General features: G+C 59.7%; 23 protein-coding genes and 1 pseudogene. 9 read left to right on the top strand and 15 right to left on the bottom strand.

What is annotated here, in order from left to right; translation table 11 throughout:
* Positions 1 to 406 (top strand): annotated as a pseudogene (locus ABRA89_RS17700) (hypothetical protein); the annotation flags it as partial.
* A 206-nt stretch (positions 407 to 612) separates the two neighbouring features.
* Here ABRA89_RS17700 and ABRA89_RS17695 read toward each other — a convergent pair.
* Positions 613 to 2,223, bottom strand: a complete 1,611-nt coding sequence (locus ABRA89_RS17695) for a hypothetical protein (RefSeq protein WP_349942820.1) — start codon at positions 2,221 to 2,223, stop codon at positions 613 to 615.
* A 653-nt stretch (positions 2,224 to 2,876) separates the two neighbouring features.
* Between ABRA89_RS17695 and ABRA89_RS17690 the strand changes: the two genes are divergently transcribed.
* Positions 2,877 to 3,674, top strand: coding sequence for a hypothetical protein (locus ABRA89_RS17690; RefSeq protein WP_349942819.1), 798 nt, complete (start codon positions 2,877 to 2,879; stop codon positions 3,672 to 3,674).
* A 204-nt stretch (positions 3,675 to 3,878) separates the two neighbouring features.
* Here the strand turns inward: ABRA89_RS17690 and ABRA89_RS17685 are convergent, their stop codons facing one another.
* Positions 3,879 to 4,787, bottom strand: a complete 909-nt coding sequence (locus ABRA89_RS17685; protein ID WP_349942818.1) for an oxidoreductase — start codon at positions 4,785 to 4,787, stop codon at positions 3,879 to 3,881.
* Between the two features lie 106 nt (positions 4,788 to 4,893).
* Entirely contained in the window at positions 4,894 to 5,352 is a 459-nt protein-coding gene (locus ABRA89_RS17680; protein ID WP_349942817.1) for a tRNA (cytidine(34)-2'-O)-methyltransferase, read from the bottom strand.
* A 191-nt stretch (positions 5,353 to 5,543) separates the two neighbouring features.
* On the opposite strand from ABRA89_RS17680, the gene ABRA89_RS17675 reads away from it, so the two are divergent.
* Together ABRA89_RS17675 and ABRA89_RS17670 are read left to right on the top strand one after the other, a co-directional pair.
* Positions 5,544 to 7,412: an ABC transporter ATP-binding protein gene (locus ABRA89_RS17675; protein ID WP_349942816.1), complete on the top strand. Its 1,869-nt coding sequence runs from the start codon at positions 5,544 to 5,546 to the stop codon at positions 7,410 to 7,412.
* Positions 7,409 to 9,310 carry an ABC transporter ATP-binding protein gene (locus ABRA89_RS17670; protein ID WP_349942815.1) on the top strand — a complete coding sequence of 634 codons (1,902 nt, stop codon included), beginning with the start codon at positions 7,409 to 7,411 and terminating at the stop codon, positions 9,308 to 9,310. The genes ABRA89_RS17675 and ABRA89_RS17670 overlap by 4 nt, the downstream gene beginning before the upstream one ends.
* A 52-nt stretch (positions 9,311 to 9,362) precedes the next feature.
* Here the strand turns inward: ABRA89_RS17670 and ABRA89_RS17665 are convergent, their stop codons facing one another.
* From ABRA89_RS17665 to ahcY, 4 genes are all read right to left on the bottom strand, one after another.
* Positions 9,363 to 10,127: a nucleotidyltransferase family protein gene (locus ABRA89_RS17665; protein ID WP_349942814.1), complete on the bottom strand. Its 765-nt coding sequence runs from the start codon at positions 10,125 to 10,127 to the stop codon at positions 9,363 to 9,365.
* Complete coding sequence (tsaE, locus tag ABRA89_RS17660; protein WP_349942813.1) at positions 10,124 to 11,656, bottom strand: tRNA (adenosine(37)-N6)-threonylcarbamoyltransferase complex ATPase subunit type 1 TsaE; 1,533 nt, start codon at positions 11,654 to 11,656, stop codon at positions 10,124 to 10,126. Before tsaE ends, ABRA89_RS17665 begins: the two co-directional genes overlap by 4 nt.
* Before the next feature lie 80 nt (positions 11,657 to 11,736).
* Positions 11,737 to 14,310: a sensor histidine kinase gene (locus ABRA89_RS17655; protein WP_349942812.1), complete on the bottom strand. Its 2,574-nt coding sequence runs from the start codon at positions 14,308 to 14,310 to the stop codon at positions 11,737 to 11,739.
* A 296-nt stretch (positions 14,311 to 14,606) separates the two neighbouring features.
* Positions 14,607 to 16,007 (bottom strand): adenosylhomocysteinase, encoded by a 1,401-nt coding sequence (gene ahcY / locus ABRA89_RS17650; RefSeq protein ID WP_349942824.1) that lies wholly within the window; start codon positions 16,005 to 16,007, stop codon positions 14,607 to 14,609.
* Between the two features lie 170 nt (positions 16,008 to 16,177).
* Here ahcY and ABRA89_RS17645 point away from each other — a divergent pair, with 170 nt between their 5' ends.
* On the top strand, positions 16,178 to 16,384 hold the full coding sequence (locus tag ABRA89_RS17645; RefSeq protein WP_349942811.1) for a hypothetical protein: 207 nt from the start codon (positions 16,178 to 16,180) through the stop codon (positions 16,382 to 16,384).
* On the opposite strand, the gene ABRA89_RS17640 is transcribed toward ABRA89_RS17645, so the two are convergent.
* The 6 genes from ABRA89_RS17640 to ABRA89_RS17615 form a co-directional block, all read right to left on the bottom strand.
* Positions 16,356 to 16,703, bottom strand: coding sequence for an HPr family phosphocarrier protein (locus ABRA89_RS17640; protein WP_349942810.1), 348 nt, complete (start codon positions 16,701 to 16,703; stop codon positions 16,356 to 16,358). The two genes, ABRA89_RS17645 and ABRA89_RS17640, sit on opposite strands and share 29 nt — an antisense overlap.
* A 4-nt stretch (positions 16,704 to 16,707) precedes the next feature.
* Positions 16,708 to 17,109: a PTS sugar transporter subunit IIA gene (locus ABRA89_RS17635; protein ID WP_349942809.1), complete on the bottom strand. Its 402-nt coding sequence runs from the start codon at positions 17,107 to 17,109 to the stop codon at positions 16,708 to 16,710.
* Between the two features lie 168 nt (positions 17,110 to 17,277).
* A complete protein-coding gene (locus tag ABRA89_RS17630) occupies positions 17,278 to 17,733 on the bottom strand; it encodes an HPr kinase/phosphorylase (RefSeq protein WP_349942808.1) in 456 nt (151 codons plus the stop codon).
* 10 nt (positions 17,734 to 17,743) lie between these two features.
* On the bottom strand, positions 17,744 to 19,540 hold the full coding sequence (locus ABRA89_RS17625; protein ID WP_463671315.1) for a stimulus-sensing domain-containing protein: 1,797 nt from the start codon (positions 19,538 to 19,540) through the stop codon (positions 17,744 to 17,746).
* 131 nt (positions 19,541 to 19,671) lie between these two features.
* On the bottom strand, positions 19,672 to 20,382 hold the full coding sequence (locus ABRA89_RS17620) for a response regulator transcription factor (protein ID WP_349942806.1): 711 nt from the start codon (positions 20,380 to 20,382) through the stop codon (positions 19,672 to 19,674).
* 534 nt (positions 20,383 to 20,916) lie between these two features.
* Positions 20,917 to 21,297: a septal ring lytic transglycosylase RlpA family protein gene (locus ABRA89_RS17615; RefSeq protein ID WP_349942805.1), complete on the bottom strand. Its 381-nt coding sequence runs from the start codon at positions 21,295 to 21,297 to the stop codon at positions 20,917 to 20,919.
* A gap of 427 nt (positions 21,298 to 21,724) precedes the next feature.
* On the opposite strand from ABRA89_RS17615, the gene ABRA89_RS17610 reads away from it, so the two are divergent.
* The 4 genes from ABRA89_RS17610 to ABRA89_RS17595 all read left to right on the top strand — a co-directional run bounded on the left by ABRA89_RS17610 (position 21,725) and on the right by ABRA89_RS17595 (position 24,680).
* Positions 21,725 to 22,438, top strand: coding sequence for a helix-turn-helix transcriptional regulator (locus ABRA89_RS17610; RefSeq protein WP_349942804.1), 714 nt, complete (start codon positions 21,725 to 21,727; stop codon positions 22,436 to 22,438).
* Complete coding sequence (locus ABRA89_RS17605) at positions 22,435 to 23,049, top strand: alpha-ketoglutarate-dependent dioxygenase AlkB family protein (protein ID WP_349942803.1); 615 nt, start codon at positions 22,435 to 22,437, stop codon at positions 23,047 to 23,049. Before ABRA89_RS17610 ends, ABRA89_RS17605 begins: the two co-directional genes overlap by 4 nt.
* A 183-nt stretch (positions 23,050 to 23,232) precedes the next feature.
* A complete protein-coding gene (locus tag ABRA89_RS17600) occupies positions 23,233 to 23,766 on the top strand; it encodes a DUF7282 domain-containing protein (RefSeq protein WP_349942802.1) in 534 nt (177 codons plus the stop codon).
* Between the two features lie 176 nt (positions 23,767 to 23,942).
* Positions 23,943 to 24,680, top strand: a complete 738-nt coding sequence (locus tag ABRA89_RS17595; protein ID WP_349942801.1) for an SDR family oxidoreductase — start codon at positions 23,943 to 23,945, stop codon at positions 24,678 to 24,680.
* A 19-nt stretch (positions 24,681 to 24,699) separates the two neighbouring features.
* Here ABRA89_RS17595 and ABRA89_RS17590 read toward each other — a convergent pair whose 3' ends face one another.
* Positions 24,700 to 25,287, bottom strand: a complete 588-nt coding sequence (locus ABRA89_RS17590; protein WP_349942800.1) for a PilZ domain-containing protein — start codon at positions 25,285 to 25,287, stop codon at positions 24,700 to 24,702.
* A gap of 157 nt (positions 25,288 to 25,444) precedes the next feature.
* The gene (gene hspQ, locus ABRA89_RS17585; RefSeq protein ID WP_349942799.1) at positions 25,445 to 25,768 is read right to left on the bottom strand and encodes a heat shock protein HspQ; all 324 of its coding nucleotides are present in this window, start codon (positions 25,766 to 25,768) and stop codon (positions 25,445 to 25,447) included.
* Positions 25,769 to 25,792: the final 24 nt, after the last annotated feature.

The following is a 25,792-nucleotide window of genomic DNA, read 5'->3' as shown; positions in this document are numbered from 1 at the left end:
GGCAAAAACGCAGACCGTAAATCGCAAGAACCATGGAAACGCGCCGCTTCAGAGCGGCCACGATCCCGAAACGACATTCAAGCCGCCTTCGTCCGGGGGAATCAAGGTTCTTCGAGGTGTCCAACTGATCGACAAGTCCGTCGCGGTGAGCGTCGCAATACCCGGTGCGGTGAACACGGCCATCACGCAGAATTCCAATGTCGATACGGGAAATCTGGGACGAAATTCGTCAGCCGCGAACCCGGCCTTGCCGCCGGCGAAAGCGGCATCCATCATCCTCGATGGCATGGAAGCCGGAAAGCTGGATATCCTCGTCGGCAAAGACGCTAAGCTGCTCAACCTACTCTGGCGGATCGCGCCCGCCTGGTCCATCGGCTTCGTGCAGCGGGAGATGGCCAAGATGTAGACTGCGGCCGGGACAACCGAAGCTCGCAGGGAATGCAGCATTTGGTGGAGTCGTACTGCTTAAGCTCAACTCCGAGCCGTTGAATCCCCGGGTTGTTGAACGTTAGGCCTCCTGTCGTCCTTTGCGATGAGGCGCCGAAGCGCGGTGGAATGTTGGTCGCTTCGACAGGAATGCTGCGGAGTAGCGCGCTTCGGCATAGAAAGCGGCTACTCGAAAAGGCATGCTTCTTCGGGCGTCGAGGTACCCGGTTCCGTATTCCGATAAGTGAGAAATGCGGCCAACGCTTCAGCGCGAGTGCTGGAGTATTTACCTTCGGTAGCAGATCGCAACCAATACTGTTGTGTTTCTGCAGAATGGTTGCAGCCACGCGCGCGCTCAAGTGCCGCCAAGCGTAACTCCGTCGTCGTGCGATCGATGTATTGCTCTCCTTCTACGTTTTCGTATCGGTCCATCAATTCAAGCAATTTGGCAGAAACCTCCGCGACATCATGGGAGTCCCTCGCTGCTTCGATGGTTTCGAGCATGTCTTTCAATAATTGCTTATGTACACAGCAAATTTCGAAAGTGGGATCAAAATCTTCTGCAAAGTAATCATAGCGCGTATCTAGGCGTAAATCATAGGCAGAGGCCTCATCGGCATCTTTCATTATTTCCTTGATTTTCTCGGTCAAGCGTCGTTCTGCAATTTCAGCGAGCTCAGGCGATGTTTTCTCCACCAGAACATCCCATACTGATATGTCTTTTATCGATTTACCTTCGATTTGCGATGTGACCACGATCTTGCGTGACGCACCGCGCAGAAAGATTTTTCGGGCAGCAGTCTTTTCGCCTGCTTTCCATTTCTTTAGCGCATAGGGGATGGCCACATCCATCAGCCCGTCATAGGCCCAGTCTGTCTCGAACGTATCTCCCTGCTTCTCTACCTTGGCGTTGACCAACGTGGCCAAATCTTCAAATTTAGAATTCCCTTCTTTTTCCGTGCCACAGGATAAGGCGATCAGCGCCTCTTGTTTGAGCGGTAAAAAGTCTGCTTCGTCGGTATATTGCTGCGTCGCGGCAATGCGATCATAGGCTGAAATCAGCGCATCCGATTGTTTCGTTTGTCCGTTTTGACAGAATACTTGTATCGCCCAGACAATCGAATCGAGACCGCGCATAGCCACCTGCTGGTCTGCTTGATCAGACATCAGGAAGTCCAGTGTTTCCTCCGTCTTTTCAAACAAGCCCCAATCCATTATACTAACGCTCTCGGTTTTGGCATATTCTTCAAAGAACCCTTGGTTTTCTTGCCAAAGCAGCCAGAGCTTATCGGCGGATTGTGTATTGTAGAGAGTTTCTGACACGGCCTTGGAGATAAAGTCGGACCATTCGACTCCATCAGGCCAATTGCCCTCCTCAACCGCCCTCAAGATGCCGGTATAATTGAAGGACTTATGTGCCTCGATCTGATTACGCTCATCTTCGTAGGCGTCCATAAAACTGCTATCGACGGGCACGTCCGCGAATTTGGCAAGGGCGTTATCGCGTTGCGATTTGCTCCAGTCGATAGACTCGTGGGCGAAGTCGCGCGCCGCATATGTCGGAGAGCTGTCGTCTATTGTGCGTTGGATGATTTCATGTATGTACAGGGCACGGATGCAATCGGTGTCTTCTATCTCGCAGGACGGTTCTACACCAAAGGCTGAGTCGAAAAATCCGGCTTGACTTGTGCTTAGAGAAAGCATCAGGTAAGAAAATACGGTAAAAATGAAAATTGCGTAACGCATATAAATTGTACCACCCAATTTAGTTTCAGGTACACTCATGTTTTGCGACATGATTGACTTCCCAAAGCTGCTTACTTTCTTGTGGACTTTATGTCCGCATCGTCTCGTCTTTCTGACGAAAGAGAGTGAAGAAGGATTTGACCTGCATGGCAGAGGTGCAGCGGGGTTGCTTGTTGGTGTACATGGAAAGCCTGGTACCAGCTAGCCGGCTTGAAACAAGCCCAGAGGTCATGGTTGTGAAATTGCGGCCAACGCAGCGAGCGTCCGGTTCATAGCCATTTAGCAAATTCGGACAGGTTGCAAACCACCCGACAGAGATATTCCCCTGCTTGATCAATCCGCCGCGTCGCGCTGTCTCATTTGAACCGGAGCCTATTTCAAACCGGATATTTTATGCCTGTCATTTCTGTCGAGACTCACCTCTGACGACGATGATGACATGGCTGATGGTTTCAGCATAATTGAGAGAGTCAGGTTGAAGCCGGTGCTCTATGATTGGCCCTGTTTTCCGATTAAGTCGGCGCTTTTTAATTTAAAATGGTTGTACCTCTGATCTGGAACCCTGGTTCTGTCTGCGCCTTTTTCGACCATCGACCTGATCAGTTACATCTCGAGAAATTCCAATGGCCAACACCCTTCTTGCGGCGCTCGTGTTTGCCGTAGTGGCGTTCCTCCCTCGCGCTTCTCACGCGACGGAGTATTGGATGACGCTTTACAGCGTTGACGCCACCAAGATAGCGAACGCTATCGGCTCGGGCGACAGAATGCTGGAGGCGAAGATGCTGGCTGACGACGCGGCGGTGGAGGAGAACGGGCTCACCGAGCGCTATAGCAAACCGGACCTCTGGAAGGATGCTGTCTCCGACCTGATCGCCGGCAAAGCCCGACCCAATGAAAGCGTCAACGGTTTCGCCATCGTACTGCTCTTGCGGGCAATGACCACTGAAGGAGACCGCCACGACCTTCTCTTTCCTTTTGCCGATCTTCAGGTTCCAGCGAACTATTTCGCTGCGCGAGGGGACACGAGCCTTGCCAACATGTTCGCAGCCCTTGCCGGCTCGGACAGCTTCGATGCCGCTCACCCGCTCGCAGTCACCGAGAAGCTTGGTCCTATGGGTTACCATGCCTATGCGACGGCCGTGTCACACGAGGATATTGCAACCCTTCTCGCGGAATGGAGCGCTATCGCTGCCGCACAGGAGGAGGTGACTGCTTTCGCCGATGGTGAAGAGAACGAAGCCGCAAAGGCTGGCGAGGCCACGATCCGCCGCGCTGCCGAAAAGTCTGTGAGAGAATTCTACGTAGAAAACCCTGACTACAAGATGGAAAGCGAAACGTTGGAGGAGGCGGTGGATCGGTCTGTCGACCAGGAGCTGGAAGACCCCTACCAGTGGATCGACCACATCGGGAACCTTGCCTATGAGTCAGAGGGGATCCGTGCCTTTCTCGAAAAGGCGGTCCGCGACGAGCGCGATATTGTTTTCGTCTACGGCAACTCATGAAGCAGGAATTGCTGCTGAGCGGAGGCAGAAAGACAGTTCCGGAAATCGCGGATTTCGGTTGTGGGCGTCACGCCACCTTAATTACTGCATGCAGATGGTCTTGGCGTTTCAAAGAGCGAACGGACCGCTTTGCACGCCTATCCTTCTGTTCCTGATCCACATCAAACCGGCGGATTGAGCGACGCGCTGTGGAGCGGAACGATCTCACACCGGGTAAGCCACGCCAGTCATCTCAGACGAAACGTCCCAGAGACGCTTGGCGAGATCCGGGTCTCGCGCGCGTTTAGCTGATTTTGCGAGGGTCGCCGGGCCTGCCGTTTCGCCGCGTTTGCTCGGGCCGACATAAGCTCCGCCGTCGAGCCTGGGCGAGGTGGCGGCTGCAAGGGTGGGCCAGGCGCCTTCGGCGGCGGTGTTGAGAAAGAACTGGCCGGGCAGCATCAGATAACGCGCCGGGCCGGGCAGGAACCGCATCAGATTGGTGGCCGCGACGCCCGGATGACAGGCGAGCGCGATTGCATCGGCTTTCGCGTCGCGCAGCCTGCGGTCGAGCTCGTACATGTGCAGAAGATTGGCGAGCTTGCTCATCTGGTAGCGCTTCAGCCGGTTATAGTCCTGTTCGGCGTTGAGATCGTCGAAATCGATCGCGCCGTTCCGGTGGGCGATCGAGCTGGTGATGACGATCCGCGAATAGGGGCGCTGAAGCAGCTGGTAGAGCAAGAGGCCGGTCAGGGCGAACGTTCCGAGGTGATTGACGCCGAACTGGAGCTCGAAGCCGTCCTTGGTGTGTTCCAGCGGCGGCACCATGACGCCGGCATTGTTGACGAGGACGTCAAGCCTTTCCTCCGCGTTTACCTGGGCGGCTGCTTCGCGGACGGAAGCGAGGTTTGCGAGATCAATTGGAATGAAACCGAGATCGGCATTCGGATTATCGAGGCGGATTTCGGCGACCGCCGACCGCGCCTTGGCTGCCGAGCGACACCCGAGAAGGACACGGGCGCCGTTGCTGGCGAGAACACGTGCGGTTTCGAGCCCGATACCGGAATTTGCGCCGGTGACGAAGAATGTCCGGCCAGATTGATCCCTGACGTCCTTGACGGTGAAGTTTCTGAGCACCGCAAACCTCCTCGTGTCGTTTCACTCGGTGCGATAGCTGACATTAATGCTGCGGTCGAGGCTTGCGGGGGAAGACTTGCCGTTAAGTCACGGCGATCTGAACCTCTTACCGCAGTCGAAGCTGGCGGACCGCTTCGCCCGAAACGAGGGCAACGGAGGCCGAGAGGTTCATGGAACGCGCGCCCGGCTGCATCGGGATCGTCAGCCGCGCGTCGGCGGCAGCATGGACCTCATCCGGCACGCCGGCGGTCTCCCGCCCGAACATCACGATGTCACCGTCGCGAAATTCGAAATCCCAGACGATTGCGTCGGCTTTCGTTGTCAGCAGAATCAGGCGACGGTTCTCGCCGATCCGCCAACGCTCGAAGGTATCGAAATCGACATGCTTGGTGAGATTGGCGAGCGAGAGATAATCCATGCCGGCGCGCTTCAGGGAGCGGTCTGACAGCTCGAAGCCGGTCGGTTCGATGATCTCGATTCGAAGGTCGAGGCAGGCCGCCGTGCGCATCACGGCGCCGGTGTTTCCCGCGATGTCGGGCTGATAAAGCGCGATCGAAATCGCCATGGTCTGTCTGCTCCCCGGTGGTACTTTACGCGATCAAAGGGTTGCGAGCGCCCGGTGTGATCGCGCCGATAATGGCCTATATCCGCCCTATCGACAGCGCGCGATGGTTGACGCGCAGAACGCTGCTGCGTTCACTTCAAGCTTCTCATATCCCGCATCGATCCGATGTGGCATCACACATTGGTTTCTCGATGTTCGCTCGTTTCGAACGGCTTCTCGATCCGTTCCCCGAATTGCCCGTTTCCGCGCCGCCGACCCATTCAGTCGGGGCTTTCATCTGGCATTTCGCCAGGCCGGCATGGCGTCTGTTGACGGCGCTCGTCATTCTCACCTTCACCTTTTCGGCGATCGAGGTTTCGCTGTTTGCCTTTCTTGGTGACCTGATCGACTGGTTCGCGGGCGCAGATCGTGAAACCTTCCTCGCCGACTACGGCTGGCAGTTGACGGGCCTCAGCCTCCTCATACTCCTCGTTCTGCCGGCGCTCATGCTGCTCGACGGGTTCGTGAGCTTCCAGGCGATCTTCGGCAATCTGCCGATGCGCTTCCGTTACACGATGCATCGCTGGTTGCTCGGCCATTCGGTCTCGTTCTTTCAGGACGAATTTGCAGGCAGGGTTTCCCAGAAGCTGATGCAGACCGCGCTCGCGGTGCGCGAGGTGATCGTCAAGTCGATAGACGTCTTCCTCTACATCATCGTCTACATGTCTGGCATTCTTGTCGTCGTTGGTTCTACCGACTGGCGCATGACGCTGCCCTTCGTCGGCTATGTCGCGCTTTACGTCGTGATGCTTGCTTATTTTATCCCGCGCCTCGACCGGGTCTCCCAGCGACAGGCCGATGCGCGGGCGGAGATGACGGGCCGCGTCGTCGACGCCTATGCCAATATCGAGGCGGTGAAGCTCTTCGCCCATACCCGGCGCGAGGCGGACTATGCCCGCCAGTCCATGCGCATCTTCCTCAACCCGGTCTACGACCAGTCGCGTCTGATCACACAGTTCATCTTCGTGCTGCAGTTCCTGAATTCGCTGCTGCTCTTCGGCGTCGGCGCAGTGGGCGTCGCCACGTGGACCGGCGGGCTCGTCACGGCCGGCGCAATTGCGGCCGCGATCGGCATCGTGCTGCGTGTCCAGGGCATGAGCCACTGGATCATGTGGGAGGTCTCGTCGCTCTTCGAAAATCTCGGCACGATCCGCGACGGCATGGAGACCTTCAAGCGGCCGCATCAGGTCGTCGACAGACGGGAGCCTGCGCCGCTCGAAGTGCGGCGCGGTGCGATCGACTTCGACAACGTCACCTTCCACTATGGCAAGGAAGGCGGCGTCCTCGACGACTTTTCGCTTCGAATCCGGCCGGGCGAAAAGGTCGGGCTCGTGGGGCGCTCCGGCGCCGGCAAGTCGACGATCCTGAACCTGCTTCTCCGTTTTCACGACGTGGAGAAGGGCCGCATCACCATCGACGGCCTCGATATTTCCGAAGCCGGGCAGGACCAGCTTCGCGAGCGGATCGGCATGGTGACGCAGGATACCTCGCTACTTCACCGTTCGATCCGCGAGAACATTTTCTACGGCAAGCCGGACGCGACCGAGGCGGAGGTACAGGCGGCTCTCAAGGCGGCCAAGGCCGCCGATTTCGTCGCTGACCTGATCGACCATAAGGGCCAGCGCGGGCTCGACGCCGAAGTGGGCGAGCGGGGCGTCAAATTGTCCGGCGGGCAGCGTCAGCGCATCGCGATCGCCCGCGTTATGCTGAAGGACGCGCCGATCCTGCTTCTCGACGAGGCGACGAGCGCGCTTGATTCCGAGGTCGAGGCCGCGATCTCGGACAATCTCTACCGGCTCATGGAGAACAAGACCGTTATCGCCGTCGCTCACCGCCTCTCGACCATCGCTGCGCTCGATCGGCTCATCGTTCTCGACGAAGGTAAGATCGTGGAGGAGGGAACACATAGTGAGCTGGTCGCGGCGGGCGGTCTCTACGCGCAGCTCTGGGAACGGCAGGCCGGCGGCTTCCTCCTTGGTGAGGAGCCGACGGACAACACGGATGCGAGGGCGGCCGAATGATGATGGACGGTTTCCTCAAGCGCTTCGAGAACGTCCTCGATCCTTTCGAGGACAAGGGCGAGGCGGAAGAGCACGCGCGGTTCAACCGCGTCGGCCATCTCGATCCGCTGCCGAACGACGCCAACCAGTTTATCTGGCACTTCGCCAAGCAGGCGAAGTGGCCGCTGATCGGTCTCCTCGTCTGCGGCGGCCTGACGGGGCTTGTCGAAGCCATCATGTTCACCGGGGTCGGCTGGCTGGTGGACGCGATGGACGGGACGTCTCCCGCCACGTTCCTCGCCGAGCATTTCTGGCTGATCGCCGGGCTTCTTTTTGTCACGCTGATTGGCCGTGCCCTGGTTCTCTTTGCGGCGTCCGTCCTCGAAGAGCAGATGATCGCGCCGAGCTTCTTCAACCGCATCCGGTGGCAGAGCTATCGGCGGATCATCGAGCAGAGCTACACCTTTTTCCAGAACGATTTCGCGGGCCGGCTCGCCCAGAAGGTGCAGCAGGCGGGGCAGGCGACGGGCGATTTCGTCACGACGATCCTCCAGACCTTCTGGTCCTTCATCACCTTCGTCGTGCTCACGATCTCGATCCTCGGCGCGATCGACTGGCGCATGTCGGTTGTGCTCGCGCTCTGGTCGCTCGGCTATGTCTGGATGATCCGCAATCTCCTGCCGCAGATCCGCATTCTCGGCCGCGAGCGGGCGAATGCGAACTCTGTCTGGACGGGCCGCGTGGTCGATAGCTTCACCAATATTCTCTCGGTGAAACTCTTCGATTCGACCCGCAAGGAAGACGCTTTCGTCAAGGACGGTTTCGCCAGATATGTCGAGGCAGTGCGCCGGCTCTGCCGCGCGCTGACGACGATCCGCACGGCGATCGCTATCCTCAACGGGCTGATGATGACCGGCGTCGGCTGGGTCGCGATCATCGGCTGGCAGGCGGGCTCGGTGACGACCGGCGGCGTCGCGGCTGCGCTCGGTCTCGTCCTTCGACTCAACCAGATGTCGGGCTGGATGATGTTCAATATCAACGGGCTCGTGAGGAATTACGGAACGATCCAGGATGCCGTCGCAACGATCAGCCCGCTTCCGAACCTCATCGACAAGCCGGACGCGCTGCCACTGAAGGTGGAGAAGGGCGCGGTTTCCTTCGAGAACATCACCTTCCACTATGGCAAGGGCGAAGGCGTGATCGAGAACTTTTCGCTCGATATCAAGCCGGGTGAGAAAGTGGGTCTCGTCGGGCGATCTGGGGCAGGCAAGACGACACTCGTGAACCTTCTCCTGCGGCTCTACGACGTGGAAGACGGTCGCGTCACCATCGACGGGCAGAACATCTCGGAGGTGACGCAGGCTTCGCTTCGTGCGGCAATCGGTGTCGTGACGCAGGATACGGCGCTGTTGCACCGGTCGATCCGTGAGAACATCGCCTATGGGCGGAGCGATGCCACCGACGAGGAGGTCTTCGAGGCGGCAACACGTGCCAATGCCTCAGGATTCATCCCGACGCTGCGCGATCCGAAGGGCAATGCCGGCTACAAGGCGACCGTCGGCGAGCGTGGGATCAAGCTCTCAGGAGGCCAGCGTCAGCGGATCGCGATCGCCCGCGTGCTCCTCAAGGATGCGCCGATCCTTCTGCTCGACGAGGCGACGAGCGCGCTCGATTCAGAGGTCGAAGCCGCGATCCAGGAAAACCTCAACCACATGATGGAGGGCAAGACGGTCATCGCCATCGCGCACCGTCTCTCGACGATCGCCTCCCTCGATCGCCTGATTGTCATCGATGAGGGCCGTATCGTCGAAGAAGGTCGCCATGCCGATCTTATCCGCCGCGGCGGGCTCTACGCACAGCTCTGGAACCGCCAGTCCGGCGGTTTTATCGGTGATCTCGATCGCGAGGCGGCCGAGTAACGCTCTTTGTGCTTGAGAGGCGATAGTCCGGATCGAACCGAACCACGGGGTGTCAGGCTGCGCTTGCGAGAAAGGCGGCTTCCGCCTGCTTGATCGCCAGCGGCGTGCCGACCGTCAGCCAGAGGCCGCTCAGGCGGACGCCGAAAATTCGCTCGGCTTCGATCGTGCTGTCGAAGATGCGGTTCAGCGAGAAGGGTTTGGCTTCGTACCCTTCGAAGAGCTCCGGCTTGAAGATGCCGGCACCCGCGTAGATGAAGGGCGACATGTCACGCTCTTCGCGGCGTGTCAGACGGCCAGCAGCGTTCATCACGAAATCGCCGCGCCCGTCATACCCGGTCGATTGGGCCATGTCGGCGATCAGCAGACTGACGTCCATCTGATCCGGGCGCCAGAGATCGGCGAGAACGTCGAGATTGGCGCGGTAGCTCTCGATCCAGAAGGTATCGGAGTTGAGGACGAAGAAGGGCTCCGATCCGAGATGAGGGAGGGCCTTCACGATGCCGCCGCCTGAATCAAGGAGGAGATCGCTTTCGTCGGATACGACGATCTCGATATCCTTGCGCTTGCGCAGGTGAGCGCGCATCAGATCCGGCAGATAGTGGACATTGACGACCACCTTCTCGATGCCGGCCCGCACGAGGGCGTCCAGGCCGTAATCGATCAGCGCCTTGCCGCGCACCTCGACGAGCGGTTTGGGAACGGTGGATGTGATCGGCCGCAGGCGCTTGCCGAGCCCGGCTGATAGCATCATCGCGGTCTTCGGCCGGGCGCCATTGTCGGCTTTGGCGTGTATGGGTGTCGTCGTTGCGTCGTTCATGCGCGTCTTGATGTCAGGTTGTTTCCGACGATGCCCCAATCGGCGTAAAGGGATTTGACGGCCGCCAGTGTTGGATGGTCGAGGGCCCGCCTGAGATAGCCGCGTACGTGCGGAATATGACGCCTGTATTGCGATTTTCCATCGCGCACCGAAAGACGCACGAAAATTCCGAGCACCTTGGTTGCGCGCTGGGCTGCCATTACCGCGTAATCGCGTTCGAAAATGAACGGCTTGAAGTCGGGATCGCTGCCGCGCCGCGCCGCGACATAGGCCGAAACGAGCGAGGCTTCGAGCTCCGGGGGCACGTTGACGCGGGCGTCCTGCGCCAGTGAAGCGACGTCATAGGCGGTGGGACCGATGACGGCGTCCTGAAAATCGATGAGGCCGATCCGCGCCGTCCCGATCGCGTCCGGTTGCCAGATGATGTTGGGCGAATGGAAATCGCGGAGGACGAGATTGTGCTCGGCATCGGCGATCTCATCGAACACCAGCGACCACGCTTCGTGGAAGCGATCCCTTTCGTCATCCGTCGGCTGGCGTCCGAGCGCATCCGGCACATACCAGTCGATCAGGAGGTCCGCTTCCGTCATCATCGCGTCGGCGTCGAAACGGTCGACATGGTGGATCTCGTCTGCCTCGATCACCAGATCGGGTTTCCACGCGACGGTATGCATCCGCGCCAGGCATTCAACGGCAGCGCGATAGCGCTCAGGGTCAGGCGTGTTGTCAGGCCGGAGGATCGTCTTCGTGCCGAGATTGCTGGTCAGTAGCAGGCCACAGGCGAGATCCTGCTCCATCACGCGCGGTGCGCAAAAACCGCCATCAACGAGTGCGCGCGCGACGGCGACAAAAGGCCGGACATCTTCGGCAAGATGAACGAGCCGGCTATAGGGCTGGCCGTCGCGGATCGGCGGACCGTCGGGCTGGCTGGGCGAATCCATCAAGACGAGAGACCCGCCTTCGACATCGACCGTCTCGTACCGGCGCGATGAGGCATCGCCCGTGTAGTGCTTTCGGCGATTGCAGGAGAGGCGGGACTTCGACAAGAAATCCCGGATTTCGAGGGTTCGTTCGATGCGCGCGATGGCATCGCCCGATGCCGCAATGGCCGCGCGGCGCCCGCCGTCTTCGCTGGCCTGGAGTTCGATGGCTATGTTGCAGCGCGCAAGAACCGCCTCGACCTTCTGAGGCCATTCGACAAGGACGGCGCCGGTCGCGAGCGCTTCGTCGACGCCAAGTTCCGCCATCTCGGACTCGTCAGCCAGACGGTAGAGATCGAAATGCGAAACTGGAAGACGGCCAGTATAGCTCTGGACAAGCGTGAAGGTGGGCGAGGGTACTTCCTGTTCATCATCGCCGGTGATGGCGCGTATGGCGGCGCGGGCGAGGGTCGTCTTGCCAGCGCCGAGATCGCCGAGCAGTGCGACAGCATCACCCTGCTTCAGAACAAGACTGATATCTTCGCCCAGGCGTTCGGTTGCCGCGGCATCGGGAAGTTCGATGACCTTGATCGTCTGAAGAGCGGTCATCGCCGTGTCATGTCCCCCGGTTACCATGGGAAGAGAGCCGTTTAGAGTGTCACCAGCTTCGTTAGGCGACACCATATGGTTCATTCTGCGGCATACCGATAGGTGGATGCTTTATGACCAGCAGGTTTGCCCGGTCCTGTTGCATCGCTGCCGACAGGTGGTTCCGGGTCCGGCTGGCTCTGCTTTGCCGGAAGTGTGCACACGACGCACGTTCCGCCGCCCTCAGGCGCCTCGACCCGGATGTCGCCGCCGTGGAGTTCGACAAGGCTTTTCACGATGGATAGCCCGAGGCCTGGCCCTGAAGACCGTCCGCCTTCGGCATTGGTCTCGAAACGCTCGAAGATGCGCTCGACCTGATCGGCCGCGATTCCCGGTCCACGATCCGTGACTGCGAAGCACACCTCCGCATCGTTCTCTGTCTTCCAGGCGGTGAGTTCGATCTCGGAGCCTTGCGGGGCGAAGTTCGTCGCATTGGAAAGGAGATTGTAGAGGATCTGCGTCAGCCGTGCGCCGTCGGCTTCGATGACGCCGCCGCTCTTGGTAAGGTCGACGTTCAGCTTCAGCTGGTTCTCGTGCAGACGCTCCTGAACGCCTTCGACGGCATTCTCCACACGCGTCGCGATGTCGACCGCCGAGACTTCCAGCTCCATGATGCCCGCGTCGATCGTCGCGAGGTCGAGAGTGTCGTTGACCATCGCAAGCAGCGAGCGCGTCGAGGAATTGATGTGCTCCAGATAGTCGGTCTGGCGCTCGTTGAGTGTGCCGAGTTCTGGTTCGGCGAGGAGCTGAGAGAAGCCGATCACGGTTGTCAGCGGCGAGCGGAGTTCGTAGCTCATGAAGGAGACGAAGTTGTATTTGATCCGGTTCGCTTCCTCGAGTGCTTCGTTTTTCTCGCGCAGCATGCGCTCGGCAGCGCGGGCGTCGGAGACGTCCGAGAAGGTCAGCATGGTTTGCGCGTTCGGCAGCGGGACTGCCTTGTAGGTCAGAATCATTCCGTTGGAGAGATGGATTTCGCCGCTTTCCGACTTGCGCCCGTTCTCGTCGATCGAGGTGACGAGGACCGCCAGTCTCTTCCAACCGGGTGCGCCGGTCGTTCCGTCCTCGATCCGGATGCGGGCGGTATCCCCGAAGGTCTGGATGCGGGGCTTGGACTTCAGGAACGTCTCATCGAGCTCGAACATCTCGCCGAAGATCGGATTGGAGAGCTGAAGCCGCCCGTCGCTTCCGAACACAGCCACGCCTTCGCCCAGATAGTCGAGCGTTTCGCGCTGAAGCTGGGCGACCGTCTTGATCTCCATCTCCAGCTTGAGCCGCTCGGTGATGTCCTCGAAGACGAAGGTCGCACCGCCCTGCGGGTGGGGTGTCGCGACGACGCGAAGGGTCCGCCCGTTTGACAGGTGCCACATGGTCTCGGTCGGATCCGTGGCGCTGTAGGCGGCAAGATCTTCCTTGCGCCTCTGGCTTGGGAAAGCTGTCTCTGTCGGAAGAACACCCCCATGACGCAGATGGTCGAGAAATGCGACGTGATCGGGATCGGACTGGAGGAAGGTGTCCGAAAGTTCGAAGAGGCTTTTGAATGCGGCATTGTAGTAGGCGAGCCGCGTGTCTGGGTCGAAGCGGGCAACGGCGGTGCCGAGCTTGTCGAGCGTCTCCGACTGGCTGTCGATCGTCTGACGTAATTCGCGGCGAATGTTCTCGGTTTCCGAAACATCGATCGCAAGGCCGGCGGTGCCGAGCTGACCGGCAAGTTCGGTGACGTCGAAGATGTGGCGGTCGGCATCGACCACCGTCGAGAGTTTGCCGGTGTAGAGCCCGTATTGAGAAACTGCGTCCGCCACTTCGCGCCGGTCGTTTTCGGCGAGAAATTCCGTGCTCTTTTCGACAACCTCTTCAGGCGATCCGCCATCGACGGATTTCGAGAAGGCCTGATTGACCCAGTAGAGCTTGCCGTCCCGATCGCGCAGCCAGGCCGGCAATGGAGCCGTGTCGAGCAGCGCCTGCATTGTGTCGATCGTGCCGAGGGCTTCCGACAGTTCGTTGCCGGCGCGTTTGAGCTTGGCTCTGAGACCCGCCGTATGGGTAAAGCGCACCAGTGCGAGCCCGCCATGGGTGCGACCTGTCACCTCGATCAGCTCGTTCGAGCGGGTATCCAGCGAGAGCGCGAACGGGGTGGCATCGGTGCGCAACTGCTCGATCGCGGCCGCGAGATTGCCGGCGCCTTCAGTCGGGAGCCATTCGGTGAAAGTCAGGAAACGTGCTGGCGATTTCGGCGAGCTGGCCTGTTTCGGCAGTTCGCCGAAGACCCTTGGTCTTTCGGAGCCGCGATAGACCAGAAGACGCTGATCGCTTGCGCCGAGAAGCGCCTGGAATTCGTTCGCTTCCTGCGTCCGGTCGGCAACCTCGGCGCGTAGGCGATCATTCTCGCGCGTCAGGGAAGCGCGATATTTCATCAGATAGACGGCACAGACCATCATGGTGCCGAGCGCCACCGCGATCAGGGCGAGCGCGGTAATCGGCGCGGAGTCTCGGATGAGGCCGGTTTGTGCGGAAGCCGGGGTCGCGATCTGCAGAATAAAAAGCGTGAAGAGGCAAAGTCCGAAACTGGACTTTCCGGAGGTCGCCGCCAGCTCTGAAGCAGTCCGCTTGGATATCAATTCGCTACCCGGAACAGTCCGAATCCATCCAGGCTTCCACGCGCTTCCGCGTGAAACCGATACCCCCTCGTTCATCGTCTGATCCCCGTTATCGCCGCATTCTCGAAATCGAATTAACCGTGCAACGCGATACACTCAGGGCGGTCCCGCCATCCATAACCGCCCCAATTTAAACACTATTAAACATCGCCCGAGTCTGCGCAACGCGTCCAAAAGAGGAACAAACGCAAAGAAAAAGCCGCCGAGGCGATTGACTTCGGCGGCTTTGATAATGTCGGTCAGTCGATCTGTTCGACTTAGTAGCGGTAATGCTCTGGCTTGTAAGGACCCTGCCGCTCGACGCCGATGTAGTCGGCCTGTGCCTGACTGAGCTCAGTCAAGTTTGCGCCAAGCTTGCCGAGATGCAGACGCGCAACTTTCTCATCGAGATGCTTCGGCAGGACGTAGACCTTGTTCTCGTACTGATCGGTGTTCTTGTAGAGTTCGATCTGCGCCAGAACCTGGTTCGTGAACGAGGCGGACATCACGAAGCTCGGATGGCCGGTGGCATTCCCGAGGTTGAGAAGACGGCCTTCCGACAGAAGGATCATCCGCTTCTCATCCGGGAAGGTGATCATGTCGACCTGCGGCTTGATGTTCGTCCACTTCTGGTTGCGCAACGCGCCAACCTGAATCTCGTTGTCGAAGTGACCGATATTGCCGACGATCGCCATGTCCTTGAACGATCGCATGTGATCGAGGGTGACGATATCCTTGTTGCCGGTCGTCGTGATGATAATGTCGGCGTTCGGGCCAGCATCCTCGAGCGTGACGACCTCGAACCCGTCCATCGCGGCCTGAAGCGCGCAGATCGGATCGACTTCGGTCACCTTGACGCGCGCGCCAGCACCGTGGAGCGACTGGGCGGCACCCTTGCCGACATCGCCATATCCGCAGACGACCGCGACCTTGCCGGCCATCATCACGTCCGTGCCGCGACGGATGCCGTCGACGAGGCTTTCCTTACAGCCATACTTGTTGTCGAACTTCGACTTGGTGACCGAGTCGTTGACGTTGATCGCCGGGAAGGGGAGGCGGCCCTTCTTCTGCAGCTGATAGAGACGATTGACGCCCGTCGTCGTTTCCTCGCTGACGCCCTTGATCGCGTCGCGCTGCTTCTTGAAGAAGCCCGGCGTCTCAGCCATGCGCTTCTTGATCTGCGCGAAGAGAACTTCCTCTTCCTCGGACTCCGGATTGGAAAGAACGTCCTCACCGGCTTCTGCACGCGCACCGACGAGGATGTACATCGTGGCATCGCCACCATCATCGAGGATCATGTTGGACGGCTGACCATCCGGCCACTGGAAGATCTGGTCCGTGTAGGCCCAGTAGTCCTTCAGGCTCTCGCCCTTGATGGCGAAGACCGGCGTGCCGCCTTCGGCAATCGCAGCCGCGGCGTGGTCCTGGGTCGAGAAGATGTTGCAGGAGGCCCAGCGCAGTTCGGCGCCGAGTTCCTTCAGGGTCTCGATCAGAACCGCGGTCTGGATCGTCATATGCAGCGAACCGGTAATGCGCGCGCCCTTGAGCGGCTTGTCGGCGCCGAATTCCTCACGGCAGGCCATAAGGCCGGGCATCTCGGTTTCCGCGATATCGATTTCCTTGCGGCCGTAGTCCGCGAGCGAAATATCGGCAATCGCATAATCGTTCTGGGTGTCCATACGGTTGTCCATATCAATCCCTTGTTCGGTCAAAATGGGTTCGCGACGCTTTGAGATCACGACGCGTTGGATGACCGTTTAGCAGCTGAGGCTCATAACCTCAAGCGGATATAAAGAAATGTTTATGTGTTGATGTCGGCGATTTGTGATGTCTCTGACGGATAGAGGACATGCGGCCGCCGATGTATCGCCCGAAGAATTGCACGCCGAAGCCGCATCGTGGCGCCGTGGAGTTTCAAAACAGGAAAGGAAGGCGTCACTTGGACGGGAAAAAGCGGATCAAAACGCCGCTGGCACGCTCGGGCGATGGCGTGACTATCGATTATGGTCAGGAGATCGGCTTCGAAATCAGTAATCTTCGCCAAATCGATCGTTGACGAGGTCCGTCAGCGCCGCGACCACCGCGCCGGCTTCCGGCCCGGTCGCATAGACATGGATGTCTGAGCCTTTCGTCGCAGCCAGCATCATGAGGCCCATGATAGAAAGTCCGCCGACCGACATGCCATCCCGTTTGACGGTGACTTCCGCGTCGAACTGATCGACCGTCTGAACGAAGCGGGCGGAGGCGCGGGCATGGAGACCTCTGCGATTGCAGATGGTCAAAACCCGCTCGGTCTTGTTACCGCTGCCCGGTGGATCTGCCGCAACCACGACCGATTGTCCGATTTCATCTTCCTCTCGTTGGATGCGTCTCATATCACTATGTCCCGCTCAGCACACGACTTGCGACGTTGATATATTTTCGGCCCGCTTCCTGCGCATCGACCAGGGCCTCTTCGATCGGCTTTTCGACACGCACGCTCGCCAGCTTGATCAGCATTGGCAGATTGACGCCGGCAAGAACATCGACACGGCTTCCGTCCATCACGGAGATTGCGAGGTTCGAAGGCGTGCCACCGAACATGTCGGTGAGAATGATGACGCCCTTGCCCCGCTCCGCCCTGCCGACCGCAGCGATGATGTCGGTCCGGCGCTGTTCCATATCGTCTTCCGGGCCGATCGAAATCGACTCGAACGCTTCCTGCGGCCCGACGACATGTTCGAGCGCATTCCGAAATTCCTCGGCCAAACGGCCGTGGGTCACGAGGACGAGGCCAATCATTTCGGCCTAAAATCCTTAAACCGTATCCCCATAGTCGCCCTCCCGGTATTCACTCGAGATATTGGCCGTTCGACAGTGGCCGGTCTCGTACTTTAACGCGTCTGGCTGGTGCGAGCTTCGCTTCCAACGGTAACGTCCACCGTTATGATTGCGAATGCAAGGCGACTTTCAGCCCGTCCGCAAGTAAACAGCTTTCAGCAGCGTTAAAACCACATCGGCTGAGAACGCAGCGTCTCGTCTTGGCATCTCGATACGCTTAACAGGCCGACCAAGGATCATGTCGGTCTGGTCGCCTTCGTCCGGCATGCGCCTGCGTCCCTCTGACGCGATCAGGTCGATGATCAGCGAAAGCTGCGCGGACTCGGCAGTCTCTTCGGGGACGATGCCGACGCCGGCAATTTCCACGAGCCCCTTGATGGACCGGGGCGCGACCATGACAATCGCTTCGTCAGTGCGTTCGAGATCGACGCGGTCGTCGGCAATCAGATAGGCGTTTTGCGAGATCGAACCGGCCCGCCTGAGAAGAGAAATGCACAGGCTAGTCTTGCCGCTTTGGGCCGGGCCGCGAATGAGTATGCCGGCCGTTCCGACGATGAGCGCTGTGCCGTGAACGTTCTCGCGCATGGCTGGGAACTCAGTTTCCGGCGGGCAGCGAGACGATGAACCGCGCGCCCTTGACGGTCTGGTTCTCGATTACGTTTTCCGCGCGGATCGTGCCGCCGTGAGCCTCGACGATCTGCCGACTGATCGACAGGCCGAGCCCGGAATTCTGCCCGAAGGCCTCGGCGTCCGGCCGATCGGTGTAAAAGCGCTCGAAGATGCGATCGACGTCTTCGGCCTGGATACCGGGACCATTGTCTTCGACGGTCACCACGAGCCGGTTGCTGCGGCGGCGCACATTGATCTCGATGCGGCCACCATCACCCGGAACGAAGGAGCGCGCGTTCTCGATGAGATTGGTGAAGACCTGGCTGAGCCGCAGATCGTGGCCGACGACTTCAGTCCCACCCTTCATATTCGCCGGAACGGGCTGAATCTTGAGTTCGATCTTCGTCTTGCGGTCGGGTTGGACGCGCCCGCGCACACCCTGGACGACATTGTCGAGAAGCTTGGCGATATCGACCGTGTGCGCTTCCTGCCGTGCGAGTTCGGCATCGAGGCGCGATGCGTCAGAAATGTCGGTGATCAGCCTGTCGAGACGGCGGACATCGTGCTGGATGATCTCCAGGAGGCGTTCTCGGTTCGTCTCGTTCTTGGCAAGCGGCAGGGTTTCTACGGCGCTGCGAAGAGAGGTGAGGGGGTTCTTGAGTTCGTGGCTCACATCGGCCGCGAAGGACTCGATCGCGTCAATACGCGCGTAAAGCGCGCGCGTCATGTCTTTAAGTGCCACGGCTAGATTGCCGACTTCGTCGGCTCGATCGCCGAAATCCGGAATCTCGGCCCTGACGTTGACGCCGCGCCGGACACGGACCGCTGCCGCCGAGAGCTTGCGCAGCGGTGTTGCAATCGTCGAAGCAAGCAGGATCGAAAGAGCGATCGTGACGAGAGCCGCGACCGCGAAGGTGCGGACGATTGCCGTCCTCTCAGCCTGGACGATCTTGTCGATGTCGCCGCCCTGGGTCGAGAGCAGAAGAACGCCCAGCACGGCCCGGAAACGCTGGATTGGCACCGCGACCGAGACGATCAGTTCGCCGTTCTCCGTTGCGCGCACGACGGTGGCCGGCCCGCCCGTGAGGGCGTTGACCACTTCGGGATAGGTGGTGCCGGAGCCACCCGGCGTCTCCTGATAGGTCGGCAGCTTGCTGCCGGAAAACAGACGCTCGAACCAACCCACCGCGTTGTCGACAAAGGTGCTTTCCTCCTGCTCGATCGGCGGCAGTTCGTAACGGAGGACCTGTCCCTGCGCGTAGAGATGGCGCGTATCGAGGATAAGATTGCTGTCGCGATCATAAAGACGAGCGCGCGTCCGGGTCGGAGAGATCAGCCGTCCGAGAAGTGGTGCGACCCGCTCCGGTTCGATCGGAAAATCGAGGCTCTCAGCGCCACTGGACGAGGGCGTCAGGGTATCTCCGGCCTGAAGCTCGAGCAGTCTTTCGGGATCAAGCGTGATCGAATTGGTGTCGACAGTGGCGGAAGACGCGATGGCGGCCGCCATGATCTCGCCCTGGGTGAGAAGGCTCTCGACGCGGGCATCGATCAGACCGGCGCGGAACTGGTTGAGGTAGAGGATACCCGAAACGAGGACGATCAGGGCGACGAGATTGAGGAAGACGATACGGCGGGTGAGCGACGAGAAGATCGTATGCGAAAGCAGCCACCTCGAGCGGAACAGCATTCGCCGAACGAAGGGGAATCGCCGCAAGCGCCTGCGCCGCGAGCGCTCCCGCTTCCGCGTTTCTTCATCATCAGTCGCGTCAGAGGCCGATGCCATCAGTGCCGCGCAAACTCCGCGTTTCGTGTCCTACGTTAACCTCTCGCATGTTCGCGGCGGAAGTTTGCGTCAAATCCTGTCTTCGGCTGCAAAAACATGTGGATGAGCCTCGCCTAGAGGCCATCTCGGAGTCACATCTCGCGAAAGCGGTAACCGACGCCATAGAGCGTTTCGATCATGTCGAATTCGTCGTCGATCGCCTTGAACTTCTTGCGAAGCCGCTTGATGTGGCTGTCGATCGTGCGGTCGTCGACATAGACCTGCTCGTCGTAGGCCGCGTCCATCAAGGCATCGCGAGATTTCACGACGCCCGGACGCTGGGCCAGCGATTGCAAGATGAGGAACTCTGTGACCGTCAGTGTGACCGGCTTGCTCTTCCAGGTGCAGGTGTGCCGTTCCTGATCCATAACGAGCTGACCGCGTTCGAGCGACGTCTCCGGATTTGTGACGTTTCCAGGTCGTACTGGGCTCGCCTCGCGGGCCGCGCCGCGCCTCAGGATGGCCTTGACCCGCTCGACGAGCAGGCGCTGGGAGAAGGGTTTCCGGATATAATCGTCGGCGCCCATCTTGAGGCCGAACAATTCGTCGATCTCTTCATCCTTGGAGGTCAGGAAGATGACCGGAATATCGGATTTCTGGCGCAGTCGGCGCAGGAGTTCCATCCCGTCCATGCGCGGCATCTTGATGTCGAAGATCGCAAGATGGGGTGGGCTCGCCTGAAGGCCGTCGAGGGCTGAAAGACCGTCGGTGTAGGTCTCGACCTTATATCCCTCGTTTTCGAGCGCGATCGACACGGACGTCAATATGTTGCGGTCGTCATCGACGAGGGCGATGGTCGGCATCGGGTTCTGTCTCCTCTCACTGGCTCTCCGATCTCAATCCCGCAGGTCGAGATGCGTTGCATATTCGACCGCGCGAACGGCGCCATGGCTGTCGGTCCCGATCAAGGTGCGGTTTCTCGTGTCCGCTTTCAACGCAGCTAAGTGTGGCAACGACCTTTGATTTCAATGATGGAGTAGCACCGAGGGACGGTAATACAAGCCCATCGGTCGATTGCGCCACTATAGCCTTGATTACCAACGACCTTCCAAGGTGCGCCAGAACTCGCATCGCGGCGGATAGCACGGCTCGCGCATTTCAAGCCGCACGCGAGTCGCGGTCCACGTGCACGTCATTAAAAGGCGAAAAGGCGGCGCTTCCGGTCTGGAAACGCCGCCTTTTGGCTTGAACCAACAAATCGGAATTTCATTTCAAGCGGCTTCATGCCGCCTCAAAGGCTTACGGATCCCCACGTCCATAGAGCTCACGAAACGAAATTAGGCTGACAGCTGCAATTGTCCCCGGATCTCTCGCAGATGCAGCGAAGCCGATCGTCGTTAGAGAATGTCGATGCTGACGTTGGCGGTGCCGGAGTTCAGCATGCCGATCTTCGCGGCTGCGCCGCGGGAGAGGTCGATGACGCGGCCGCCGATATAGGGACCACGATCGTTGATGCGAACGACGACGGACTTGCCGTTGTTGCGGTTGGTGACCTTCACCTTGGTGCCGAACGGCAGCGTCTTGTGAGCTGCGGTCATGGCGTTCATGTTGAACTTTTCGCCGTTGGCGGTGGTGCGGCCGTGGAAGCGTTTGCCATAGTAGGAAGCGTGGCCACCCGCGGAAGCAGCGGCTGCAGTTTCTGTCATCACGACGGTCGATCCGGCAGAAGCGAAAGCCAGAACGGCTGCGGCAAGAACGGTCTTAGCGGTGATTTTCATGCGTATTCTCATTCATTCCAAGCGCTCAGTCCGTCATGGACATACGCGCTACCCCAATTTGTTGCGGCGGCTGAGCCCCAGCCCTCGTTGCCGCCGACGAAGGAGCGTATCGCTAACCTTCTTGACGGAAACGTGATCGCTTTGCGTCATGGTAAAGGTGATTTTGTGCAACGCGGGAACTTTTTGGAACTGCTTGCAACTCCTTGAAATTGCAAGTTTCAGCTCGCTCGTAGAGCGCGTTTTTCGGCTCCGATGACGGTTGCCAAGCGGCCCCATCTCTTGCTGAAACCGGTTAAGACTCAAGCTTCCTGTGAGATCACGAGGGACAAGCTTTTCGGATCGAGAGGGGTGCGGCAATGACCTGCGACGACTGGAAACCAGCCAGCTGCCTGAGCGCGCTCATACGAAGCGCGGCGGGGTCGAACCGGTGACGCGGTCTCTCCTCTCACGTCTCACAGAAATTCCGCAGCCATGGAGCGGAACTGCGCTGGAAGCCGAACTGAGTGCAGCGGCGCAGGAATGCGGGTTCACCCACGCGGCGGCCTTGAGCCTGCCCTCGACAGACGAGCGGGGCATGCAGACCCGTTATCTCATGGGCAACTGGTCGCCCGCCTTTCAGCGGGCATACGAGGCGACCGAGCTGCACCGGCATAAAGTCGTCATCGCAACGCTTACGACCGACCCGATGCCTTTCGAATGGGACATCGACACGCTGTATGGCATTTCCGATCGCGAGCCTTCCAAGGGTGCGCGGCTCGTTTCGAAGGCGGGATGGTCGGAAGGTGTCCTTCTTCCCGTCCATGGCATGACAGCCTTCTGCGGGGCATTGAGCCTCGCTGGCCCCGGCACTCTTCCAGGTCGGGCGGTAATCGACGAACTTCATTCATTCGCTTTCGTCTTTTTTGGCATGCTGGCTGCCGTCCGCTTCGAGGAAAACCGCAGGAACAATCCGCTGACGCCGCGGGAGCGGGATTCTCTCCGGCTCGCAATGCTTGGCAAGACGTCCTCGGAGATCGGGATCGTCCTCGGTCTCTCCGAATATACGATCTCGCAATATCTCACCTCCGCCCAACGCAAGCTCGAGGCATCGAACCGGACCCATGCCGTCGCGATGGCCGCGCAACTCGGATATCTCTCGTGAGTGGATTGCCCGAAGGCGTTCGGCATATCTCCGGCTTCCTCTCCCGCAGGGAACAGGAGGACCTCCTTGAAGACGTCCGGGCCGTGGTGAGGGGCGCTCCGCTTTTTCAGCCGGTCATGCCGCGCTCGGGCAAGCCGCTTTCGGTACAGATGACGAATTGCGGCGAACTCGGCTGGGTCGCCGACAGGGGAGGCTATCGCTATCAGGCCCGCCACCCGGAGACCGATGCACAATGGCCGGCAATTCCAGAGAGGCTTCTGTCTTTATGGAACGAGGTCAGCTGTTACGACGCGCCGCCGGAAGCCTGTCTCGTCAATTTCTATACCGCAAGCGCAAAGATGGGCCTTCACCAGGATCGGGACGAGGAGGATTTCAGCGCACCGGTCGTCTCGGTCTCCCTTGGCGATGACTGCCTGTTCCGTGTCGGCGAGAAGGCACGTGGCGGACCGACGACCTCGGTGAAACTGCACTCCGGCGATGTCGTGGTCCTCGGAGGGGAGGGGCGTCTCAGCTATCACGGCGTGGACCGCATCTATCCGGCGACCTCGACGCTCCTCAAGAATGGCGGCCGGATCAACCTGACACTGCGGCGGGTCACGAAACCCCGCTAAGCCGGTGGCCAGCAGGGGATGCGGCGGGCGCGTTCCATTGATTTCATTGAATGAATCGGTTCCATTTCGGAACGATGACGCTTTCGATCGGTTGTCTCTTCAATCGAACCCGAGGGCTCTGCCGCCCATCTCGCGATTGAGCGAGCCCTTCGGATAATCGAAACTGATAAAGGGAGAAACTTCATGAAAACTCTTATGACGACCACCGCCGGCATTCTCGTTGCGATGGGAACGGCCGCGTCCGCCCAGTCAATCGAAGTGAACGGCGCCGTCGCGCAGGGCAGCAATGTGACCCTGCCTTCCGTCACAGCGACCAGTAACGGTTATGTCGTCATTCATCAGGTGCAGGACGGCCAGCCTGTCGTGCCGCAGTCGATCGGCCATACTGCTGTAGCAGCGGGCGAAAACGCCGATGTCAGTGTTGCCACCGACATGGCACTGGAGCCGGGCATGAGCTACGCGGCCATGCTCCACGATGAGACCAACGAGAACGACACCTATGAATTCGGCGAGGGTTCGACCGAGGTCGATACGCCCACGATGGCGAACGGGGCACCGGTGGTGAAGGTCTTCCGCGTCGGCACACCGGAGGGCGCAGCCCCCGAGGGCGAGATGAGCTCCGAGAACACGGAGGCGGACAGCACCATGGAGGCCGGTGACGGCGAGATGATGGAAGGCGACGCTCCGATGGGTGAATCCGGCGTGACGGCTCAGTAGGGAGCAACTCCATTGATCCGAGAAAAGCGGTCCTTCGAGGCCGCTTTTTTCATGGGCGGAAAGGCGCTTGGATGGAACCTCAGGGTGGCCTTGAGCACCTCGGGACGGTACTCCTGCGCGAGACATCCGATCGATAAAGTCCGGATTCGACCGAAAACTTGCGAGGCGAAATTCAGATGCAGACCATTCTCGTGACGGGCGCCGGAAGCGGCATCGGCAAGGCATGTGCACGCGCATTCCTGGAAAACGGCTGGCGCGTCGCCCTCGTCGGCCGCCGTGAAGAGCCGTTGCAGGAAACGGCGAAAGGATATGACGAGACGGCTCTCGTACTGCCCTGCGATGTCTCCGATCCGGAAGCGGTCGAGGCGGCATTCGTCAAAATCGCGGATACTTTCGGCCGACTTGACGTGCTCTTCAACAATGCGGGCGTCAATGCGCCCGGCGCGCCGATCGACGAGATCTCCGTCGAGGACTGGATGAAGGTGTCCTCGATCAACATCACCGGCATGTTTCTCTGCGCCCGTGCCGCCTTCGCGCTGATGCGCCGGCAGGAACCGCAGGGTGGACGCATCATCAACAACGGGTCGATCTCGGCGCATGTGCCGCGGCCGGGCTCGGTACCCTACACAATGTCCAAGCATGCCGTGACCGGGTTGACCAAGACGCTGAGCCTCGACGGGCGGAAGTTCGATATCGCCTGTAGCCAGATCGATATCGGCAATGCCTTGACCGAAATGGCCCAGAAGATGACGGAAGGCGTGCCCCAGGCGGATGGTTCTATCGCCGCGGAGGCCGTGATGGATGTTTCCCACGTCGCCAACGCAGTGCTGCACATGGCAAGCCTGCCGCTCGAAGCGAATGTTCAGTTCATGACGGTGATGGCGACGAAGATGCCCTTCGTCGGTCGCGGCTAACCGCTTTGCCGGGGTCCGATCAGCGGAAGAGCCGGTGGAGCGCATCCTCGCTGAGAACGCTCGTGAACTCCACCGCAAAACCGTCTTCCAGATAGCGGATGATACGGCCCGGCATGGCGCCGAGCGTGATCGAAGTGCCGATGACCGGTCGAACCTTCGACTGGAGCGCCGCGCCGGAAAGCGAAAGGTCGATGATCTTGACCTTGTAGCGCCGTCCATCGTCGAGGACGATGTCGCGGAACGGGTTTTCCGGCTGGATACGCTCGTGCCGGCGATCTTCGGGCAGGTTGAGAAGTTGGCGGTTTGTGAGCCAGGTCAGCTTGGCCGCGAGCTTCTCCCGTCGGCGCTCGGAGGCCAGCGTCTTGAGCGAGAATCCACCCGCGAAGACCCCTGCGACCTCGCCTTCGAGACGCCCGACATGATCGGCATAGACGATGATGCGTTCGCGCATTTCGGGCGCGACGGGCGCAATCACCTGCGCCGCACCGGGTGACATCTCGTCGATGCGGCACGGATATTCCGAACTGTCGGAGCGCATGAACCGGCCGAGGATATCGACCGAGACTGCGGCGAACTCGCCTTCCGAACTTGAAATATCGAACGCCATACCGGCCGTCTCCCGTTATCTGGCGCGAAGAGCGGATTTCACGCGAGAAGACAGTCTCGGATGGGATGGTTAACAAGTGATGGAACGAAGCGGAAAATCGGGTGCCTTTTCTCGGTATTGATCCGGTTTCGTCAGCCAGCGTTAGCGAGCGGTAAGGTCAGTTATGGATTGGCGCTCTCAGCTTGTAGGCGCCGTCCACCGGGCCATCGAACATTTCGCCGATCTGCGGATGGCGCACCGGTTGGCCGGTTTCGTCGGGCACCAGATTCTGCTCCGAACAATAGGCGACGTATTCCGTCTCCGCGTTCTCCGCAAACAGATGATAGAACGGCTGATCCTTGCGCGGCCGAACTTCTTCGGGAATGGATTCGTACCATTCCTCGGTATTGTCGAAGACTGGATCCACGTCGAAGATGACGCCGCGGAAGGGATAGACCCTGTGCTTGACGATCTGGCCGATAAAAAAGCGCGCGGTTTGCATCGAGAACTCAACTCCGTTACTTCG

Source organism: Fulvimarina thalattae, assembly GCF_040239565.1.
In the GTDB taxonomy this organism is placed as follows: Bacteria; Pseudomonadota; Alphaproteobacteria; order Rhizobiales; family Rhizobiaceae; genus Fulvimarina.
This window is presented reverse-complemented; position numbering and strand designations above follow the sequence as displayed.

Bases quoted from the DNA above. Each gene is read 5' to 3' on its own strand.
- ABRA89_RS17600 (WP_349942802.1), top strand. From the start codon at position 23,233: ATGAAAACTCTTATGACGACCACCGCCGGCATTCTCGTTGCGATGGGA.
- ABRA89_RS17615 (WP_349942805.1), bottom strand. From the start codon at position 21,297: ATGAAAATCACCGCTAAGACCGTTCTTGCCGCAGCCGTTCTGGCTTTC.
- ABRA89_RS17630 (WP_349942808.1), bottom strand. From the start codon at position 17,733: ATGCGCGAGAACGTTCACGGCACAGCGCTCATCGTCGGAACGGCCGGC.
- ABRA89_RS17670 (WP_349942815.1), top strand. From the start codon at position 7,409: ATGATGATGGACGGTTTCCTCAAGCGCTTCGAGAACGTCCTCGATCCT.
- ABRA89_RS17695 (WP_349942820.1), bottom strand. From the start codon at position 2,223: ATGTCGCAAAACATGAGTGTACCTGAAACTAAATTGGGTGGTACAATT.
- tsaE (WP_349942813.1), bottom strand. From the start codon at position 11,656: ATGACCGCTCTTCAGACGATCAAGGTCATCGAACTTCCCGATGCCGCG.
- ABRA89_RS17625 (WP_463671315.1), bottom strand. From the start codon at position 19,540: ATGGCATCGGCCTCTGACGCGACTGATGATGAAGAAACGCGGAAGCGG.
- ABRA89_RS17665 (WP_349942814.1), bottom strand. From the start codon at position 10,127: ATGAACGACGCAACGACGACACCCATACACGCCAAAGCCGACAATGGC.
- ABRA89_RS17595 (WP_349942801.1), top strand. From the start codon at position 23,943: ATGCAGACCATTCTCGTGACGGGCGCCGGAAGCGGCATCGGCAAGGCA.
- ahcY (WP_349942824.1), bottom strand. From the start codon at position 16,007: ATGGACACCCAGAACGATTATGCGATTGCCGATATTTCGCTCGCGGAC.
- ABRA89_RS17680 (WP_349942817.1), bottom strand. From the start codon at position 5,352: ATGGCGATTTCGATCGCGCTTTATCAGCCCGACATCGCGGGAAACACC.
- ABRA89_RS17690 (WP_349942819.1), top strand. From the start codon at position 2,877: ATGACGCTTTACAGCGTTGACGCCACCAAGATAGCGAACGCTATCGGC.
- ABRA89_RS17675 (WP_349942816.1), top strand. From the start codon at position 5,544: ATGTTCGCTCGTTTCGAACGGCTTCTCGATCCGTTCCCCGAATTGCCC.
- ABRA89_RS17645 (WP_349942811.1), top strand. From the start codon at position 16,178: ATGCGGCCGCCGATGTATCGCCCGAAGAATTGCACGCCGAAGCCGCAT.
- ABRA89_RS17640 (WP_349942810.1), bottom strand. From the start codon at position 16,703: ATGAGACGCATCCAACGAGAGGAAGATGAAATCGGACAATCGGTCGTG.
- ABRA89_RS17590 (WP_349942800.1), bottom strand. From the start codon at position 25,287: ATGGCGTTCGATATTTCAAGTTCGGAAGGCGAGTTCGCCGCAGTCTCG.
- ABRA89_RS17635 (WP_349942809.1), bottom strand. From the start codon at position 17,109: ATGATTGGCCTCGTCCTCGTGACCCACGGCCGTTTGGCCGAGGAATTT.
- ABRA89_RS17620 (WP_349942806.1), bottom strand. From the start codon at position 20,382: ATGCCGACCATCGCCCTCGTCGATGACGACCGCAACATATTGACGTCC.
- hspQ (WP_349942799.1), bottom strand. From the start codon at position 25,768: ATGCAAACCGCGCGCTTTTTTATCGGCCAGATCGTCAAGCACAGGGTC.